We start from the raw sequence: 18,841 nt of genomic DNA on the forward strand, positions 1-18,841 counted from the left end.
CAAGGGCGGCGATGCCTGAGGATCACGCGCTCGGACGAGCTTCGCCCGCGCGGTCGAGGCTGGCGGTGCTCACGCGGCCCGCGTCGCTGGCTCCGAAGCGCCGGAAGCCGCGGCCGAAGCCGCGCCCGCCATGGAAGCGGTGGAACCTGTAGAAGCGGCCGCCATGGAAGCCGTGCTTGTGGAAGCCGCCGTGGTAGCCGTGACCGTGATATCCGCCGAACCCGCGGGCTTCCGCGGACCCGGCGAAGCTGATGGCCGCGATGCCCGAGATCAGGGCGGCACCGAGAATGGTCTTGAACATGCCTTGCTCCTTCTTGTGCGAGGTAGGAGCAGGATGCGGGTCTCGGCCCGCGGCGACTGTGAAGCGCATCACACGGACGAGGATCGGCCCGGTGCGGCAGCGCGGGCGCGGCAGCCCGACCCCGGCCCGTCAGTTCAGCAGGCGGTTCGCGCGCAGGCGCGCCACCGCCATGTCGACGAAGGTCCGCACCTTGGCCGGCGCGTGGCGACCTTCCGGATAGAGGACGTGGATCGGAAGCGGCGGCTCCTCGTGGTCGGCGAGCACGATCTGGAGCCGGCCGTCGAGCAGGGCCGGACCGATCTGGTAGTGCAGCACCCGCGTCAGCCCCCAGCCCGCCAGGGCGGCGGTGATGCCCGCCTCGTTGGTGTTGCTCTGCAGGGTCGGGTGGATGGTCACGCGCTGATCCCCGGCGAAGCGCCATTCCGGCGACGCGAAGGCACCGGTCGAGATCGCGATGCGGTGATCCTTGAGGTCCGCCGGCGCCGTCGGCACGCCGTGCCGGTCGAAGTACCCGGGCGAGCCGCAGATGACGCGGCGCACCGAGCCGACCCGGGCGGCCGTGAAGCCGGAATCGGGCAGGTGGCCGATGCGGATGGCGACGTCGATGCCTTCCTCGACGATGTTCACCGGACGGTCGACGAAGAGCGTCCGCGCCGCCATGGTCGGGTAGGCGTCGAGATAGTCGGTGATGATGGGCAGGACGTGCATGTGCCCGAACAGCACCGACGCCGTGATGGCCAGGGTCCCGGACGGCGTCGCGTAGGAGCCGGCGGCGGCCGCCTCGGCCTCGACGATGTCGGCCAGGATGCGCCGGCAATCCTCGACGTAGCGGCGGCCCGCCTCCGTGAGCTTCACGGAGCGGGTGGTGCGCACGAACAGCCGGGCACCGATGGCCTCTTCGAGCCCGGCCACCGCGCGCGTCACGGCGGGCGGGCTCATGTGCAGATGGCGCGCGGTCTCGGCGAAACTCGCCGTCTCGGCCACCTTCACGAACACGCGCATGGCCTGCCACCGATCCATCGCCCCTCTCTCCGGCACCGTCCGGGACGGTTCGCCCCGGCGCCCGGGATGGATATAGCCCTTAAGGCCCCGCGTCCCCGGCCGGCAGCCCAGGAGGACCAGGGCGGCTCACCGGGCGGCGAAGCGCTCCGCGAATCCTTCGATCTCGCGGCAGACCTCGTCGGCGATGCCCAGCCTGACCGCCCTGGCGCGCTCGGCCCGGCGTGGGGCGTCGCCCGCGCGCGTGGCGATGGCCAGGGCCAGGGCCCGCGCCGTCAGTGCGTCGAAGCTCAGGCCGCGGCGCGCGGCGTCGATCTCGGCGCCGCACAGGCCGAGCCTGCGGGCGTCGGCCTCCTGGTCGTGGAAGGGCGTGCCGTCGATCCCGGCCGTGAGGGCGAGCACGATCGACAGCCGCACGCGCTCGTCGAGGGTAAAGGACGACATGCGGGCGCTCCGGATGGCAGGCGACGCCCGAGCGGACTCGTTCCGCTCGGTTCCCGGGTCGGCACCCTTGTGGCGGCCGACCCGGGATCGATCCGGCGGATGAGGCTCAGAAGCCGAAATGGCTGAGCCCCGGATGGTCGTCCGGCCGGCGGCCCAGCGGCCAGCGGAAGGCGCGCTCCGCCTCCGTGATCGGATGCTCGTTGATGCTGGAATGACGCGTCCGCATCAGCCCGTCCTCGGCGAACTCCCAGTTCTCGTTGCCGTAGGCCCGGAACCAGTGGCCGCTGTCGTCGTGGTACTCGTAGGCGTAGCGCACCGCGATGCGGTTGCCGGCGAAGGCCCAGAGTTCCTTGATGAGGCGGTAATCCAGCTCGCGGTTCCACTTCCGGGTCAGGAACGCCTCGACCTCCTGGCGCCCGTTCAGGAACTCGACCCGGTTCCGCCAGCGGGTGTCGGGCGTGTAGGCCAGGGCGACCTTGGCCGGATCGCGGCCGTTCCAGCCGTCCTCGGCCAGCCGGACCTTCTCGATGGCGCTCGTCTCGTCGAAGGGCGGCAGCGGCGGGCGGGACATGGGATTCTCCTTGCTCGGGTGGATGGACGGCCTTCAAGCCGGGCGGGGGAAGGGGGGACGGGCTGCGTCGGCGGAGCGGCTCGGTGCGATCCTGCTGCGGCCCCCGTGTCTGCATCGTGGTCGTGCCGGATCGGGGACCGCGTCGGGGTAGGAGCCTCAGCATCATTCGCCGAACTGGTCACCGGTTCGGCGACAAAAATGATGCAAGAACAAGAGCTAAGCAGAGTTGCCCCGCGCAACTCTGCCTAGAGGGCGAGCTGGATCCGGTCCGCCCCCTCGGCCGGTGCGGCCGAGCAGAGCAGGACCTCGTCGCCGGCCACGGGCGCGGTCGGCTCGCGGAGATAGGTCACCTGCCCGGCGAGCAGCGCGGTGCGGCAGGTCCCGCAGCTCCCGGTGCGGCAGCTGAAGGCGGGATCGAGCCCCCGCGCCTCCGCGAGGTCGAGCAGGGTTCCGGATCCGGGGGTCCAGCGCGCCTCCTTGCCGGATGCCACGAAGGTCACGGGGACCGGCGCCGTCGCGGCCGGCCGGCGCGTCGCCGCGGCCGCAGCCGCCGGTCCGCTCCGCACCAGTGAGGAGGGACCGAACGCCTCCGCGTGGATCCGCTCGTCCGCGATGGCGGTGCCGCGCAGGCCGTCGTAGAGCGCCTGCGTGAAGGACGGCGGTCCGCAGAGGTAGAAGTCGTCATCGCCGAAGGGCAGGAAGCGGCTCAGGAGCGCCATGTCGATCCGCCCCGCGGCGTCGTAGTCGACGCCCTCGATGCCCTGCCCGTCGCCGAGCACACGCACGATCCGCACCGCGCCCTGCGCCTGCTCGGCGAGGTGCATCAGCTCCGTGTCGAAGGCGCGATCGGCCTGGGAGTGCACGGCGTAGAACAGCGTAGTGAGGCGGATGCGTCTGGTGCGCAGCCCCTCGTAGATCACGTGCCGCAGCATCGCAAGGAGCGGCGTGATGCCGACGCCGCCGGCCAGCAGCACCGCCGGCCGCGTCGCGTGGGCATCGAGGGTGAAGCTGCCCGCCGGTGCGCGCGCCTCGATGCGGTCGCCGACCCGGATCGCCTCGTGCAGGTGGCGCGACACCGCCCCGTCCCGCTTGACGCTGATGCGGTAGCCGGCATCCGAGGGCGCCGTCGACACGGTATAGGTCCGGATCACCGGCGTGTCCGATCCGGGAAGGGTCAGGCGGATCGGCAGGTGCTGCCCCGCCCGATGCGGGATCAGGCCCGCGCCGTCGTCCGGAGACAGGTGGAACGAGCGGATCGAGCGGCTCTCGTCGACGATCCTCGTCACCCGGAAGGGCCGCCAGCGCGTGGCGAGGTCGGCTGCGCGGAGGCGGTCGGCGGTCTCCCGCCAGTCGCCGGTCATCAGCGCGTTGGGCGACCAGCCCTCGGCCCGGAAGGTCCAGCGCAGCGCAAGCGCCCCCCGGCGGCGCACGACGCGGCGCGGCCGGACGCGCCAGAGCCGCTCGGCGCCCTGGAAGGCCGCGATCTCGGGCGAGTCGAGGACCACCTCGGCGTCGCCGGTCAGCTGCAGCAGATCGCCCGTCTCGAAATCGGCGAAGACGAGCCCGGCCCTGCCATTGAGGAGGATGTTGCCGAGCGTGGCGAAGAACAGGTTGCCGGCGAAATCCGGGATCGTCAGCGTGCCGTCCTCGGCGACGCGCACGAAGCCCGCCCGGCCGCCGCGATGCGAGACATCGACCTGCCGGCGGGCCTCGCGCTCGGCGTAGGAGGCGACGAAGAAGGTGTCCGCCGCCGCGATCACGGCCCGCGCCGCCGCGTCGAGCCCGGAGGACTCTTCCACCGCGCCCGAGTAGGGCGCGCGCGGATCCCGGACGAACGCGCCGTCGCGCAGCTGGATGTATTGCGGGCAGTTGCCGAAGCTCTGGTCGACCTCGACCTGCAGGGTACCGCCGGCCGAGGACCGGACGATCCCGTTCAGGCGGTTGCGGCGGCGGGTGTGGAGTTCGATGCCGAGCAGGCCGACGGCGTCGCCCTCCCGCGTGCCCTCGGCGGCCGGGTCGGTGGCATCGGGCTGCGCCCGGATGGCGAGGGTCCGGGCCGTGGGCGAGGCGATGAAGCCGGGCGGGCCGGCCAGAAGCGTGGCCCAGGCATCGCCGCGCCCATCGACGCTGCCGAGCACGATGACGGGAAGCTGGGCGTAGAATGCGCGGTGCTGGTCGGGCATGTGGTCCCGGACGACCCGCCGGCCGACCTCCTCCATCCGCGCGGCGACGCCGACCGTCTCCTGCAGCGCCTTCTCGCCGGCGTGCCACGTGTCCAGCTTGGGCATGGTCATGACGTCACCCATGATCGCTCTCCCGTCCGGTGCGGCCGGGCGCGCCCGAGAGGCGCGCCCCGGATCCTCGGGTCAGGCTGCGGCCGACAGGCCGGCCGGGGTTCGGGCGAAGGGGACGAAGCCCGGCAGCGCCTCGATCCGGCGCAGGAAGGCGCCGACGTTCGGATATCCCGACAGATCGACGTTCCCCTCGGGCGCCCGCGCCACGTAGCTGTAGAGCGCGACATCCGCGATGGTCGGGCGCTCGCCGACGAGCCAGTCGCGGCCGGCCAGATGGGCTTCGAGCCGGCGCAGCAGCGTGTGGGCTCGGCCGATCACCTCCTCGGGGTTGAACGTCGCGCCGAACACGGTGACGAGGCGGGCTGCCGCCGGGCCGTACGCGACCTCGCCGGCCGCCACCGACAGCCAGCGCTGCACGGCCGCTTGGCCCTGCGCATCCTCCGGCAGCCAGTCGGTCCGGCCGAACTTGCGCGCCGCGTAGACCAGGATGGCGTTGGAATCCGAGACGACGGTGCCGTCGTCGTCCAGCACCGGCACCTGACCGAACGGGTTCAGGGCCAGGAACTCCGGCGTCCTGTGGGCGCCCGCCTTCAGGTCGACCTCGACGAGGTCGTGCGGCACGCCGAGCAGCGCGAGTCCCAGGCGGGCCCGATGCGCGTGACCCGAGAGGGGATGGTGGTAGAGCTTCATGATCGTCTGTCCCTGGCTGGTGCGGCCGGGTTCGCTCCCGATCCGCACAGGCAAGGTGATGCGATCAGCCGTTGTCGGCAATTATCGTTCTCGGCAGTTCATTGTTGCCAATAGCGAAATAATCGGTACCTGGGCAGGGACTCGGCGCTTGGGACTCGCGCCGATGCTCCGCCGCGGGTTGAGGCCCGGCACGGACCAGCTCCTCACCCACGAGCACGACAGCAGCGTCCCGTTCGACGATGATGCCGTCGCGCTCGCCGACAATTCGATCAGTCGCGCCGCGTCCGCCAGCGCTTCACCGTGGGCGACCGCACGGGTGCCGGCCGCGGCGCCCGCCGGCCATCTCAGGCACGTCGCCGCCCGCCCCTCCGCCGCCAACCGGACACTCCCGCGGTCCGGCAAGGGCCGTAGGTCTGCCCCGGACCGGGTGCGAAGCGTCGGATCGGCCCGGACCGGTCAGGCGGCCAGGATGTTGCCGCTGAACATGCCGCCCCTGAAGACCGCCGCGCCCGGATCGGTGGTGAAGAGCACGAGGTCGACCTCGGCGGTCGCCGTCACCGTCGCGGTGTCGGCGCCGAGATGGACGCTCTCGCCGTCGCGGATCACGACATCGGCGATGCGGGCCTCGCCCTTGAAGGCGTAGAGCAGGCGCACGACGTGCGGACCCCGCGGCGGCAGGACGAGGGACGATCCCGCCGACAGGTGGGCATCCTCCACCCAGGCCTGGGCACGGACCGTCAGGGGCGCTCCCTCCGGTGCGGCGAGAAGGCGCCACGCGTTGCGGCTGAGCACCCGATCGAGGTCGTGGAACTGGACCTGCGGCGCGAGGCCGGCCGCGCGGGGCCGGAGGAAGATCTGCAAGGCCTCGACCGGCTCGGGGCCGAGCATCTCCTCCTCGTGCTGGAACGTGTGGCCGGCATTCATCAGCATCAGGCGGGAGGCCGTGATCTCCTGCTCGTGCCCCATCGTGTCGCGATGGAGCATCCGGCCGGCCCGGAGGTAGGTCAGGATCTCGTCGTCGCGGTGCGGATGCATCCCGATGACGTGCCCCGGCCTCGCCCAGGCGCGGTCGATTCGGCCGATCGCGCCGATGCCGCTGTCGCCGAGGCCGAGGCTGACGCCGGGATGGAGGATCTCAAGCGCGAATCCTTCCTCCCGGTTGCCGCGCCACGCGCCGCGGCCGAGCCCGATCGGCCGCATCACGCCGCCTCCCCGGAGAGCACCGGGTAGTCGGTGTAGCCCTCCGCGCCGCCGCCGTAGAAGGTGGCCTTGTCCGCCGGATTCATGGCCGCGCCGGACTTCAGGCGGGCGGGGAAGTCGGGCGTGGAGAGGACGAGTTGGCCGTAGGATTCGAGGTCGGCGCGGCCCGCCGCGATGTCCGAGCCGACACCCTGCACCGCGCGACCCGGCCGGTTGACGATCAGGGCCCGGCTCCACAGGCGGCGGATATCCGCCAGCAGCGCCTCGTTGCCGAGATGCATGACGTGGATGTAGGCCAATCCCAGCTTGTCCAGTTCGCCCACGAGATGGCGGTAGAGGTCCGGCGCCTCGGGACCCTCGTCCAGGCTGCCGAGCGTGGCGCCGGGCGACAGGCGGATGCCGGTGCGCTCGCCGCCGATCTCCTCCGCGATCGCCCGGGCGACCTCGACGGCGAAGCGGGCGCGGTTCTCGATGCCGCCGCCGTACCGGTCGGTGCGCAGGTTGGCGTTCGGGGCGAAGAACTGCTGGACGAGGTAGCCGTTGGCCCCGTGGATCTCGACGCCGTCGGCGCCGGCCTCGATCGCGCGGCGGGCCGCATGCCGGAAGTCCTCGACCGTGCGGGCGATCTCGTCGGTCGTCAGCGCCCGCGGTTCGGGGATCGGCTTCATCCCCTCCAGGGTGAACATCTGGTCGTTCGGCGCGACCGCCGACGGGGCGACCCCGAGGGCATGGCCGGGGGTGTTGTCCGGATGCGAGACCCGGCCGACATGCATGAGCTGGATGAACAGGCGCGATCCGGCCTCGTGCACCGCCGAGGTCACCGCCCGCCAGCCTGCGACATGCCGGTCGGTGTAGATGCCGGGCGTGAAGATGTAGCCCTGCCCGGCGTCCGACGGCTGGGTGCCCTCGCTGACCAGGAGGCCGAGGCCGGCGCGCTGCGCGTAGTACGCGGCGGCGAGCGGCCCCGGCGTGCCGTCGGGCGCGGCGCGGCTGCGGGTCATCGGGGCCATCACCAGCCGGTTCTTGAGGGCGAGGTGTCCGACCTCGATCGGAGTCCAGATGTCGGTCATGGCAGTCTCCTGAACGTCGTTCCGGGCGGTCGCCCGTGCTCACGGGCTTGACGTAGTGTTCCATGCGAGCGCGAGATAGGCCGCCCTACGGAACGGAGTGGTCCGGCAGTGGAACACACGGACATCGACGCCCTGGCGGGCTTCGTCGCGGTCGCGCAAGAGGGTGGCCTGAACGCGGCGTCGCGCCGGACGGGCATCCCGAAGGCGACGCTGTCGCGGCGGGTGCGCGCACTGGAGGCGGGCATCGGGCTGCCTCTGCTCACCCGCGGCGGGGCCCGCCTGGAACTGACCGAGGACGGCCGCTCGCTTCTGGCCCGGGCCGCCCCGCTCCTGGCCGATCTCGATGCGCTCTGGGCCGAGGCGCGGGAGTGGAGCGGGCAGGTCCGCGGCCGGCTGCGCGTCAGCATGCCGGTGCTGCTGGCGCGCTTCGGCATGGGCGACCTCGTCGCCCGCTTCGTGCGGATCTACCCGTCCGTCGAGCTGGAGATCGATGTCAACGACCGCTTCGTCGACCCGGTCGCCGAAGGCTACGACGTCGTGGTCCGCGCCAATCCCTCGCCCGACACCGGCCTCGTCGGGCGCCTGTGCCTGCGCACCCGCAGCGTGCTGGCGGGCTCGCCGGCCCTGGTCCTTCCCGAGCGGCCCGACGAGCCCGTGGACGCCGTGGTCCTGTCGGCTGCCCGCGGCCAGTCGCGCTGGACCATCCTCGGCCCGGAGGGCGAGCGCGCCGTGACGCCGCGGGAGGTCGTGCGGTGCTCGTCGATGATGCTGGTCCACGAGGCGGTCCTGGCCGGTGCCGGCGTGGCGCTCCTGCCCGCGTGGCTGATCGAGGAGGACGTGGCGGCCGGCCGCCTCAAGGCCTGGGGCAGCGTCCCCAACCGCGACAACGAGGTCTGGGTCCTGCACCCGCCGGGAGGCGTGACGAGCCCCAAGGTGCAGGCCTTCGCCGATTTTATGGTGGAGCAGTTCGCGCGCTCCCGGACGTTCTCGGCTCGCGCGCAGGACGGGGCGGGCGAGGCCGGGCGGTGATCGTCGCGCGATGATCGGCCCCGGGGCGCATCCGGGCGGGAGGGCAGGGGATGCCGCGTGCGCCGACCGAACCGCCGCCCAGCGGCAGACATCCTGAATTCGGCTGTGCCGAACGATCCTTCAGCATTTTCGCCGTTGCCGAATTGGCCGGCGCGCAAAATTCTCCCGCCGACAGAACGGCACAAGGGATGGAAGCGCGTGATCCGGCACAAGGTGTTCATCGACGGACGATGGGTCGCTCCGGCAGGCGGCGAGTACCTTCCCACCACCAATCCCAGCACCGACGAGGTGGTGGCCGCGATCGCGCGGGGCGGGCAGGCCGACATCGACGCGGCGGTGGCGGCCGCGCGCGGGGCGCTCGCCGGCGAATGGGGTCAGCTCGACGCCGCGTCGCGCGGTCGCCTGCTGAGCCGGCTCGGGCAGCTGATCCTCGACAGGCTGGACGAACTCGCGGAGATCGAGGCGGCCGATACCGGCAAGCCGATGAAGCTCGCGCGCAACGACATACGCGTCACCGCCCGCTACTTCGAGTTCTACGGCGGGGCCGCCGACAAGGTGCACGGCGACACCATCCCGTTCCTGACCGGCTATCAGGTCATGGTCCTGCGCGAGCCGCGCGGCGTGACCGGCCACATCATCCCCTGGAACTACCCCGCCTCGATGTTCGGCCGCACGCTCGGCCCGGCGCTCGCGACGGGCAATGCCTGCGTGCTGAAGCCCGCCGAGGAGGCCTCGCTCTCCTGCCTGCGCTTCACCGAACTGGCCGAGGAGGTCGGCTTCCCGCGCGGTGCGATCAATCTCGTGACGGGGCTGGGCGAGGAGGCGGGCGCGGCCCTCTCGAACCATCCCGGCATCGACCTGTTGTCCTTCACCGGCTCGCCCGAGGTCGGCGTGCTGGTGCAGCAGGCGGCGGCGCGCAACCACGTCCCCTGCGTGCTCGAACTCGGCGGGAAGTCGCCGCAGGTCGTCTTCGCCGATGCCGACCAGGACAAGGCCTGCGAGATCATCGTGGGCGCGATCGTGCAGAATGCGGGGCAGACCTGCTCGGCGGGTTCCCGCGTCCTCATCGAGCGCGCGATCTACGAGCCGTTCATGGCCAAGCTCGCGGCCCGCATCGCCCGGACGCGGGTCGGCTACCCGGCGCAGGACCTCGATTGCGGCCCGGTGATCAGCCAGGTCCAGCGCGAGCGCATCCAGGGCTTCCTTGAGCGCGCCGCCGCGGACCGGGTCGAGGTCGTCGCCCAGGGGACGATCGATCCGGAGGTGGACGCGCAGGGCTACTTCGTGCCGCCGACCCTGTACGGGGCGGTGCCGCGCGACCACGAACTGGCGCGCGAGGAGGTGTTCGGACCCGTCCTCGCGGCGCTGCCCTTCGACGACGAGGCGGACGCGATCCGGCTCGCCAACGGGACGGAGTACGGCCTCATCGCGGGCGTCTGGACCCGCGACGGCGCGCGCCAGTTGCGCCTCGCCAAGGCGCTGCGGGTCGGACAGGTCTACGTGAACGGATACGGCGCCGGCGGCGGCGTCGAACTACCCTTCGGCGGGTTCGGCAAGAGCGGCCACGGGCGCGAGAAGGGCTTCGAGGCCCTGCGCGAATACACGGTCGCCAAGACCGTGGTGATCGACCACCGCACCTGATCGCAGACACAGAACACGTCCCGGGGAGGAACCATGAAGACCCTGTTCGCCGCCGTCGCCGCGGCCGCGCTGCTGCTCGCCGCGACGAATCCCGGCCTCGCCCAGACGAAGGCGCGGCTCGGCCACGTCTTCGCGCCCGGCAACGCCGCCGACGAGGCCAGCAAGGCCTTCGCCCGGCTGGTGAAGGAGCGCACCAAGGGCGAGATCGACATCGCGGTCTTCCCCAACAGCCAGCTCGGCGGCGACGAGGCGCTCGGCCGCGACGTCGGCCGCGGCGCGGTCGAGTTCGCCTTCCTCAATCCCGGCTCGCTGACCGGCCTCGATCCGCTGCTCGACATCCACTACCTGCCCTACATCGTCACCAGCGACGCCGAGGCGGACAGGATCTTCTACAATCCCGACGGGATCCTGCAGCGCACCCTGACCGAGACCCTGGCCAAGCACCGCATGGTGGCGCTCGGCTTCTTCGAGCTGGAGTTCCGCGCCGTCACCAACTCGAAGCGGCCGGTGCGCACCATCGAGGATCTCAAGGGGCTGAAGATCCGCGTCCCCGGCTCGGCGGCGATCCGCAGCTTCTTCGAGATCGCCGGCACGCAGGCCGTGACGATGCCCTTCAACAACCTCTTCGTGGCGCTGCAGCAGGGCACGGTCGACGGCCAGGACAACGGCGCGAGCATCACCTTCAACTCGCGCCTGTTCGAGGCCCAGCGCCACATGACGCTAACGAACCACGTCTACGCGATGGGCACGATCACGGTGAGCCAACGCTTCTGGAGCGGCCTCAGCGAGGCCAACAAGGCGATCGTCAAGGCCGCCGCCGAGGAGGTGGCGCGCGACGAGATCAAGGCCAACCGGGCGGCCATCGCGGGCTTCATCGACAAGATGAAGGCGGCCGGCCTCGAGATCGTCACGCCGACGCCCGAGGCCATGGACGGCTTCGTGAAGGCCGGGCAGGTGGGCTGGGAGCGGCTGACGCCGGTCTATGGCGAGGCGCGCATCGCGGCGCTCCGGAAGGAAGTCGACGCGGCCAGGGGCAAGTAGCCCCATGACCACGGAGACGCTCCTCGACCGGGAATCGGCGCGGGCGGCCCTGCCCGTGCCCGGAAGCCTGCTCGGCCGCGCCATGCGCGTCGAGGTCGTGCTGGCGCGGGTCGAGACCGCGGTGGCGATGGCGGCGCTCGCCGTCGCCATGCTGGCGGTCGCCACCTCGATCGCCATCCGCGCCTTCGCGCTGCCCTTTCCCGACACCGGCGAGTGGGCGATCGTCGCCATGTCGCCGCTCACCTTCATGGGCGCGGCCCTGTGCAGCCACCTGCACAAGCACCTCACGGCCGACATCGTCGAGACGCTGCCCGACGGCTGGCTGCGCCGCGGCCTCGACGCCCTGAGTTCGGGGCTGTGCTTCGTGTTCGGCGCCGTCTTCGTCGTCATCGCCTGGGACCTGTTCGACTACGCGTGGTCGTCCGGCGAGAAGCTGATCGATCTCGGCACGCCGGTGGCGGTGCCGGCGGCCTTCATGGTGGCGGGCGCCGCGCTGATCGCGCTCCACGGGGCGATGGACGTGTGGCGCGCGCTGGCGGGCCGGCCGCCGGGAGGAACCGACCCGTGGCACTGACCACCTTCGTCCTGATGGGCGCCCTCCTGCTGGTCGGGGCGCCGCTCGCGGTCGCCTTCGGCCTGTCGATCTTCGCGCTGATGGCGGGCTTCGGCCTGACCACGACCGGGCTCAGCGGCATCCCGTACGAGGAGGTGTCGAACCACGCGCTGGTGGCGATCCCGCTCTTCATGCTGACCGGCGACCTGATGAACCGCTCCGGCATGGCGGGCGAGCTGATCGCGCTGTCCGATCTCGTGCTGCACCGGGTGCGGGCGGCCTTCGGCTACATCACGGTCGCCGCCTCGGCGATGATGGGCGCCATCACCGGCTCCTCCGTCGCCACCGTGGCGGCGGTCGGCGGCGTCGTCAGCCCGGAGATGATCCGGCGCGGCTACCCCAACGGCTACGTCGCCGCGCTCACCGCCTCGGCGGGGCTGCTCGGCGTGCTGGTCCCGCCCTCGATCCCGCTGATCCTCTACGGCGCGACGGTCGGCGTCTCGGTCTCCGACCTGTTCCTCGCGACGCTCCCGGCGGCCCTGGTCTTCAGCGTGCTGTTCCTCCTCGTCCATCGCCAGCTCTCCCGGCGGCTGCTGCGGGGCGGGGTGGAAGCGCGGGCCGACGAGGCGGCCACGCTCACCGCCGATCCGCTGCTGCCGCGCCGCGTCGTCGTCGCCCGCGCCACGTCCGCGCTGATGCTGCCGGTGCTGATCCTAGGGGGCATCTACGGCGGGATCTTCACGCCCTCCGAGGCCGCGGCGGTCGGCTGCCTCTACGCCATCGGCGCGGCGCTGGCGCGCCGGCTGCTGAAGCTCGACATGCTGGCCCAGTCCTTCCGCAGCGCCGTGATCACGGGGGCGGGCATCCTCATCATCATCGCGATGACGGGCGTCTTCAACCGGGCGATGGTCCTCAACCAAGTGCCGCAGGACATCGCCGCCTGGGTGGCGACCTTCATCGACAGCCCGGTCGTGTTCCTGCTGATGGTGAACCTCGTCCTGCTGCTGGTGGGCACGTTCATGGAGACGAACGCCTCGATCCTCCTGATGGGGCCGCTGCTGGCGCCGGCCGCCCAGCGGTTCGGCATCGATCCGGTCCATTTCGGCATCGTGCTCGCGACCAACCTGGAGATCGGCCTGCTGACGCCGCCGATGGCCGCCAACCTCTACGTCGCCGCGCGCGCGGCCCGCTGCCGGATGGGCGACATGCTCCCCTATCTCGGCTGGTTCTTCCTCGTCGCGATCGTCGGCCAGCTCGTCCTGACCTTCGTGCCGTTCGTGACCCTGTGGTTCCGTTTTCTTAGGTGACCGAGATGCCTGACGCGATTTCGCAGCGCGCGCCCGCGCCGTCGCTGCCGCCCACCTCCCGCGCGGCGGTGCTGCGCCGGTTCGGCGAACCCGTGAGGATCGAGTGCGTGCCGGTGCCCTCAGGCCCCGAGCCGGGCGCGCTGATCGTCAAGACGACGGCCTGCTCGATCTGCGGGACGGACGTCCACCTGTCGCGCGGCAACCTCTCCCTAAGGGTCGACCTGCCGGTGATCCTGGGCCACGAGATGGTCGGCCGCGTGGTGGCGATCGGCGAGGGGGCGGAGCGCGACAGCGTCGGTCAGCCGCTCGCCATCGGCGACCGCATCCTGTGGACGCATACGGCCTGCGGCCACTGCTTCTACTGCACGGTCGCCCGGCAGCCGACCCTGTGCGAGAACCGGCGCGCCTACATGTACGAGAACATCGAGAGACCGCCCCATCTGCTCGGCGGCTTCTCGGAGTACGGCTACGTCCTGCCGGAATCCGGCCGCGTGCGGGTGCCCGACAACCTCGACGATGCGGTGGCGAGCCTGTGCTCCTGCGCCTTCCGCTCGGTGATGAACGCCTTCGACAATCTCGGTCCGATCGACCCGTCCGAGCACGTCGCGATCCAGGGCGCGGGGCCGCTCGGCGTGCTCGCCGCGGCGGTCGCCCGGGTGGCCGGCGCGCGCACCGTCAGCGTGATCGGCGCGCCCGCCGCCCGGCTCGACCTCGCGAAGGAGTTCGGCGCGACGCACGTCTTCCCGATCGAGGGCACAAGCCACGAGGAGCGCGCCGCCGCCCTGCGCGCGCTCACCGACGGGCGCGGGCCCGACATGGTGCTGGAATTCACCGGCGTGCCGAACGCCTTCGGGGAGGGACTCGATCTCGTGCGCAAGGGCGGGCGCTACCTCACGGTCGGCCAGCTCGGCGCGGGCGAGACCACCTTCAGCCCCTCCCTGATCGTCAAGAAGAACATCCGGGTCATCGGCTCCTTCTCGGGCGACGTGAAGTCCTACTGGAAGGCGCTGCAATTCGCCTCCGCCCATATCGACCGGATTCCCTTCGGCAAGATGATCACCGGCCGCTACGCGCTCGACGAGGTCAATGTCGCCCTGGAGCGGATGCACGCCCTGCAGGAGATCAAGCCGCTGATCGTGGTCGAGGAGCGCGCGCAGGCATGAGGACGATCGCTTACGCCCCGGACGCCAAGGGCCTGCTCGACGGCGTGCGCGTCGTCGACATGTCGCGGCTGGTGGCCGGCAACATGACGACGCACGTCCTCGCCGATTACGGGGCCGACGTGATCAAGGTGGAGCGCCCCGGCAAGGGCGACGACCTGCGCAACTGGCGCGTGGAGGGCATCGAGACCTTCTGGAAGGTCTACGCCCGCAACAAGCGCAGCATCGCGCTCGACATCCACCGGCCGGAGGACCGCGAGACGCTGCTGCGGCTCATCGATTCCGCGCAGGTGCTGGTCGAGAACTTCGTGCCCGGCACGATGGAGCGCTGGGGCCTCGGCCCGGAGGATCTGCACCGGCGCAATCCCGGCCTCGTGATGCTGCGCGTCTCGGGCTGGGGCCAGACCGGGCCCTGGCGGCTCAGGCCCGGCTTCGGCACGCTCGTCGAGGCGATGTCGGGCTGGGCCTTCATGAACGGCCATGCCGACAAGCCGCCGACCCTGCCGCCGCTCGCCCTCGCGGACATGATCGCCGGCCTCTACGGCGCCGCGGCGACCCTGGCGGCGCTGCGCGCGGTCGAGCGGGGCGGCGCCGGGCAGGTGCTCGACCTGTCGCTGTTCGAGCCGATCCACGCGATGATCGGGGCGGAGGCCGCCAACCTGACGCTCACCGGCGCGCCCACGATGCGGGCCGGCAACCAGTCGTCCCACACGGCCCCGCGCAACGTCTATCCGTGCGCGGACGGGGCCTACGTCGCGATGTCGGGCTCGATGCAGTCCATGGCCGAACGCATCCTGGAGACGATCGGGCGAGCCGATCTCAAGAGCGATCCGCGCTTCGTCGACAACGCGGCGCGGGTGCGCAACCGGGACGCGCTCGACGCCATCATCGCCGCCTTCGTGGCCGAGCGCAGCCAAGCGGAGAACCTCGCCCTGTTCGAGGCCGCGGGCGTGACCGTCGGTCCGGTCTGCTCGGTCGCGGACCTGATCGACCACCCCTTCGTCCACGGTCGCGAGGCGCTGGTCGCGGCGCCCGATGACGACATGAAGGCGGTGCCGATGCCGAACGTCATCCCGCGCTTCTCAGGGATGCCGGAGCCGTTCCGCCGGCCCGCGCCGCGGCTCGGCGAGCACACGGACGAGATCCGGCGCGAACTCGGCCTCACGGAAGGAGACCCGCGATGATCCCGAGAACCGGCACAGGGGCGGGCCGCTGGCGCTCGATGCTGTTCATTCCCGCCCTCAGCGAGCGCTTCCTCGCCAAGGCGGCGGAGCGGGGGGCGGACGCGATCCAGATCGACCTCGAGGACGCGATTCCCCCCGATCTCAAGGAGCCGGCGCGGCGCAGCGTTCCGGCGGCGGCCGAGCGCCTCGCCGCGCAGGGCCTCGACGTGGTGGTGCGGATCAACCGGCCCTGGCGCCAGGCCATCGCCGACATCGAGGCCGCCGTGGGGCCGCATGTCTGCGCCCTGACCCTGCCCAAGGTCCCGGATGCCGGGCACGTGCGGGCGATCGCCGAGACCCTCGACGAGGTCGAGGCGGAGCGCGGCCTGCCGCGCGGGCATACGCGTCTCGTCGCGATGATCGAGACCTGCGACGGCCTCCTCGCCATGCCGGCGATCGCCGCCGCGCATCCGCGCCTGTGCGGGATGACGGTGGGCGCCGAGGATCTCGCGGTCGCGCTTGGGGCGCGCCCGACCGTCGACACGCTCTTCGTCCCCAACGCGCAGGCCGTGGTGGCGGCGCGCAACGCCGGCATCCAGCCCATCGGCTACGTCGGCACCGTGGCGGATTTCGCCGACGAGGCGGCCTTCGCGGCCAAGATCGCGCAGGCGCGCGACATGGGCTTCACCGGCGGCTTCTGCATCCACCCCAAGCAGGTGCCGATCCTCAACGCGGGCTTCGCCCCCTCGCCGGCCGAGATCGCCTGGGCGCGGGGCGTGCTCGCGGCCCTCGACGCCGCCCACCGCGAGGGGCGCGGCGCGGCGACCTTTGAGGGCGCGATGATCGACCGCCCCGTGGCCGAACGCGCCCGCCACGTCCTGGCGCAGGCCGAGGCGTTCGCGCAGCCCGCCGGCGCCGGCTGATCGCCGCGGGCCGGGCATGGACAGCGCCGGCCGTTCCGGTGAAATGGCGCGATGGACCTGCGCGATCTGAGGGTGTTCGTCGCCATCGCCGAGACGGGCTCGCTGGTGGGGGCGGCCGAGGTTCTGCACATCGGCCCGCCCTCCCTCAGCGCACGGCTGAAGGGCCTGGAGGAGGAGCTGCGGGCACAGCTCTTCCACCGCCGCGCGCGCGGGCTTGTGCTGACCGAGGACGGCCGCATCTTCCTGGCCCATGCCTACGCCATCCTCAAGCAGGCCGAAGAGGCGAAGGCGAGCCTGAGCGGCCGGGACAGCCCGGTGGTCGGCGCGGTACGGTTCGGCATCCCGGGCTCGCTGATCGGGCTCATGACCGGGCCGCTGATCGAGCGCTGCGTGCGCGACCTGCCCCAGGTCCGGCTCAAAGTCGTCGAGAGCATGTCGGGCTACATCGCCGACTGGCTCCGGGACGGAACCTTGGACGCGGCCGTCGTCTTCGGCGGGGGCGCCGCCGATCACACCTCCGCGTCGCTGCGCGCCGTGGCCGAGGAGGAACTCCACGTCGCGACCTACCGGCCGGACCTGATCGCGCCCTACCTGGACGGGAGCGGCTGCATCGCGATGGCGAACGTCGCCCGGCTCGACCTCGTCATGCCAGGGCTCCAGCACGGGCTGCGCATCCTCGCCGAGGCCACCGCCAGGAGCCTCGGGCACGTGCTGCGGGTGACCATTGAGGTCGACGCGACGACGCAGATCTTCGAGGTCATCCACCGCCTCTCCGCCTCGACCATCTGCTCGCTTGCCGCCCTGCATCAGAGCACGCTGCCCGCCTCGCTGGCCGCGGAGCGCATCCACACCTTCCGCGTAGTGTCGCCGGGCTTCACGCGCAAGATCTACCTGGCGATGCCGTTGAACCGTCCCTCGTCGCGCGCGACGCTGGCCGTGACCAACCTGTCCGAACGCATGATGCTCGACTTCGCCCAGTCGGACCTGTGGCAGGCCAAGCCGCTCGCTCAGCCTTAGAGCATTGATCGAAGATCTGGGGCAGGATCCGATGGCAGCGGGACCGGATCTTGCTCGCGCTATGCCGGGACGGCGATGAGTCTGGGCTCAGCGGAACAGCGCGAGGACGGTCTGGCTGCCTGAATTGGCGATGCTCAGGGCCTGGATCGCGAGCTGCTGCTGGGTCTGGAGCGCCTTCAGCTTGGTCGACTCCTCCTCGATGTCCGCGTCCACCAGGGTGCCGACGGTCCGGCCGTTGGCCTTCATCAGCGTGTCGATGAAGCCCATCTGACCGTCGATCCGGGTCTTGATCGCGCCGAGCGTGGTGCCGGCCTCGACGGCCGCGGCGATCGCCTTGTCGACCTGCGTGATGATCGCCCTGAGCGTCGCGTCGCCAGCCGTCCCGACGAGCCCCGCGATCGCGATCTGGCCGACCGCCATCCCCGTGCTGCCGTCGACCGTGTCGAGGAGGCCGCGGGTCGTGATGCTGCCGGGGTTGCTCCCCGATGCGGTGTAGCCCGGTGTCACGGTGGTGGATGAGGTGCCGTTGATCGTGTAGCCGCTGACGAAGCCGAACGCGACCGCGTCCGGCCCGCTGATCGTCAGGGTGGCGGTGGGCCCCACTGGACCGCCGTAGAAGTTCACGTAGTCGGTCGAGGTCGCCGCGATGGTCGATGCGTAGGAGCCTGCCGTGCTGCCCTGCGCCTGCAGGGCCGTGTTCAGCATGGCCACGACTTCGAGATTGGTGACGGCCGTGATGTCCGCAGGCGGCGGAGCGCTCGACGCCCCGAGCGTGACGGTTGTGGACGTCTGCCCATCGTCGATCGTGATCGTTCTGGTGTTCGAGCCCGACAGATCGAGCGCCGTGTAGGGAGACGACGGGAGCGCGACGGGACGCCAGAGCTGGGTCACCACGCCGCCGGCGATGCCGATATCCATCGCGGTATGGCCCGCCGAGGGGAAGCTGTTTCCCACGCTCACGGTGGCGGCCGCGCCGACGTCGAGGGTCGTGAACTGCAATCGGCCAGCGTCATCGAGGCCGGCCTCGATAATGCCGGCGAGTGCGAACGAGGCCGAGATCCGGTTGTTGAGCGCGGACAGCAGCTCGTCCCTCGTGACCTTCGACAGGTCCTTGGCGGCGGATGCCATGTTCGACTGGTTGAGCCGGATCGTCGTGCTCCAGCTCTGAACGGTGAAGTCGAGGGCGACTTCGTTGGTGCCGCTGAAATCGGCCGCGCCGGACTGAAACGCCGGGGTTCCGGCCAGGGCGGTCCTCCCCGTGACCTGGGCGGGCGTGGCCGGGACCGTCGTGGTGGTCGCGCCGGAATCGTAGAGCCGAAGCGCCTGCACCGGGATGGCGACGGTCGAGAAACTGAGCGTCCCGGTGCCGCCGCGGGAGAAGCCGGCGACGACCTGCTCGGTGGCTTGGTAGGCGGAATTGGTGGGGGCGGAATCGACC

Annotated in this window: 18 protein-coding genes; 9 read left to right on the forward strand and 9 right to left on the reverse strand. The window is 71.5% G+C overall.

Features of this window, described 5'->3' with window-relative positions; all coding sequences use genetic code 11:
* Positions 1-22: 22 nt before the first annotated feature.
* The 8 genes from MFF61_RS09335 to MFF61_RS09370 form a co-directional block, all read right to left on the reverse strand.
* Complete coding sequence (locus MFF61_RS09335; RefSeq protein ID WP_238234826.1) at positions 23-301, reverse strand: hypothetical protein; 279 nt, start codon at positions 299-301, stop codon at positions 23-25.
* A gap of 129 nt (positions 302-430) precedes the next feature.
* The gene (locus MFF61_RS09340) at positions 431-1,321 is read right to left on the reverse strand and encodes a LysR family transcriptional regulator (RefSeq protein ID WP_238234827.1); all 891 of its coding nucleotides are present in this window, start codon (positions 1,319-1,321) and stop codon (positions 431-433) included.
* 108 nt (positions 1,322-1,429) lie between these two features.
* On the reverse strand, positions 1,430-1,744 hold the full coding sequence (locus MFF61_RS09345; protein ID WP_238234828.1) for a hypothetical protein: 315 nt from the start codon (positions 1,742-1,744) through the stop codon (positions 1,430-1,432).
* 106 nt (positions 1,745-1,850) lie between these two features.
* Complete coding sequence (locus MFF61_RS09350) at positions 1,851-2,315, reverse strand: nuclear transport factor 2 family protein (RefSeq protein ID WP_238234829.1); 465 nt, start codon at positions 2,313-2,315, stop codon at positions 1,851-1,853.
* Between the two features lie 245 nt (positions 2,316-2,560).
* Positions 2,561-4,621: a 2Fe-2S iron-sulfur cluster-binding protein gene (locus MFF61_RS09355; RefSeq protein WP_238234830.1), complete on the reverse strand. Its 2,061-nt coding sequence runs from the start codon at positions 4,619-4,621 to the stop codon at positions 2,561-2,563.
* Between the two features lie 60 nt (positions 4,622-4,681).
* Positions 4,682-5,299, reverse strand: a complete 618-nt coding sequence (locus MFF61_RS09360) for a glutathione S-transferase family protein (RefSeq protein WP_238234831.1) — start codon at positions 5,297-5,299, stop codon at positions 4,682-4,684.
* A gap of 456 nt (positions 5,300-5,755) precedes the next feature.
* On the reverse strand, positions 5,756-6,499 hold the full coding sequence (locus MFF61_RS09365; RefSeq protein ID WP_238234841.1) for a pirin family protein: 744 nt from the start codon (positions 6,497-6,499) through the stop codon (positions 5,756-5,758).
* A complete protein-coding gene (locus MFF61_RS09370) occupies positions 6,499-7,569 on the reverse strand; it encodes an alkene reductase (RefSeq protein ID WP_238234832.1) in 1,071 nt (356 codons plus the stop codon). Before MFF61_RS09370 ends, MFF61_RS09365 begins: the two co-directional genes overlap by 1 nt.
* 108 nt (positions 7,570-7,677) lie before the next feature.
* On the opposite strand from MFF61_RS09370, the gene MFF61_RS09375 reads away from it, so the two are divergent.
* From MFF61_RS09375 to MFF61_RS09415, 9 genes are all read left to right on the forward strand, one after another.
* The gene (locus MFF61_RS09375) at positions 7,678-8,598 is read left to right on the forward strand and encodes a LysR family transcriptional regulator (RefSeq protein WP_238234833.1); all 921 of its coding nucleotides are present in this window, start codon (positions 7,678-7,680) and stop codon (positions 8,596-8,598) included.
* 198 nt (positions 8,599-8,796) lie between these two features.
* The gene (locus tag MFF61_RS09380; RefSeq protein WP_373324665.1) at positions 8,797-10,239 is read left to right on the forward strand and encodes an aldehyde dehydrogenase family protein; all 1,443 of its coding nucleotides are present in this window, start codon (positions 8,797-8,799) and stop codon (positions 10,237-10,239) included.
* 33 nt (positions 10,240-10,272) lie between these two features.
* Positions 10,273-11,280, forward strand: coding sequence for a TRAP transporter substrate-binding protein (locus MFF61_RS09385; RefSeq protein ID WP_238234834.1), 1,008 nt, complete (start codon positions 10,273-10,275; stop codon positions 11,278-11,280).
* Between the two features lie 4 nt (positions 11,281-11,284).
* On the forward strand, positions 11,285-11,854 hold the full coding sequence (locus MFF61_RS09390; RefSeq protein WP_238234835.1) for a TRAP transporter small permease: 570 nt from the start codon (positions 11,285-11,287) through the stop codon (positions 11,852-11,854).
* Positions 11,845-13,140, forward strand: coding sequence for a TRAP transporter large permease (locus tag MFF61_RS09395; RefSeq protein WP_238234836.1), 1,296 nt, complete (start codon positions 11,845-11,847; stop codon positions 13,138-13,140). The genes MFF61_RS09390 and MFF61_RS09395 overlap by 10 nt, the downstream gene beginning before the upstream one ends.
* A gap of 5 nt (positions 13,141-13,145) precedes the next feature.
* Positions 13,146-14,303: a zinc-binding dehydrogenase gene (locus MFF61_RS09400; RefSeq protein WP_238234837.1), complete on the forward strand. Its 1,158-nt coding sequence runs from the start codon at positions 13,146-13,148 to the stop codon at positions 14,301-14,303.
* On the forward strand, positions 14,300-15,484 hold the full coding sequence (locus MFF61_RS09405) for a CaiB/BaiF CoA transferase family protein (protein ID WP_238234838.1): 1,185 nt from the start codon (positions 14,300-14,302) through the stop codon (positions 15,482-15,484). The genes MFF61_RS09400 and MFF61_RS09405 overlap by 4 nt, the downstream gene beginning before the upstream one ends.
* Positions 15,481-16,386: an HpcH/HpaI aldolase/citrate lyase family protein gene (locus tag MFF61_RS09410; protein ID WP_238234839.1), complete on the forward strand. Its 906-nt coding sequence runs from the start codon at positions 15,481-15,483 to the stop codon at positions 16,384-16,386. The genes MFF61_RS09405 and MFF61_RS09410 overlap by 4 nt, the downstream gene beginning before the upstream one ends.
* Positions 16,387-16,437: 51 nt before the next feature.
* Positions 16,438-17,403, forward strand: a complete 966-nt coding sequence (locus MFF61_RS09415) for a LysR family transcriptional regulator (RefSeq protein WP_238234840.1) — start codon at positions 16,438-16,440, stop codon at positions 17,401-17,403.
* 87 nt (positions 17,404-17,490) lie between these two features.
* Here the strand turns inward: MFF61_RS09415 and MFF61_RS33840 are convergent.
* Positions 17,491-18,841, reverse strand: a 1,351-nt coding sequence (locus MFF61_RS33840) for a flagellin (RefSeq protein WP_283205981.1), incomplete at its 5' end; no start/stop codon positions are given.

It is taken from the genome of Methylobacterium isbiliense (assembly GCF_022179325.1).
GTDB lineage: Bacteria > Pseudomonadota > Alphaproteobacteria > Rhizobiales > Beijerinckiaceae > Methylobacterium > Methylobacterium isbiliense.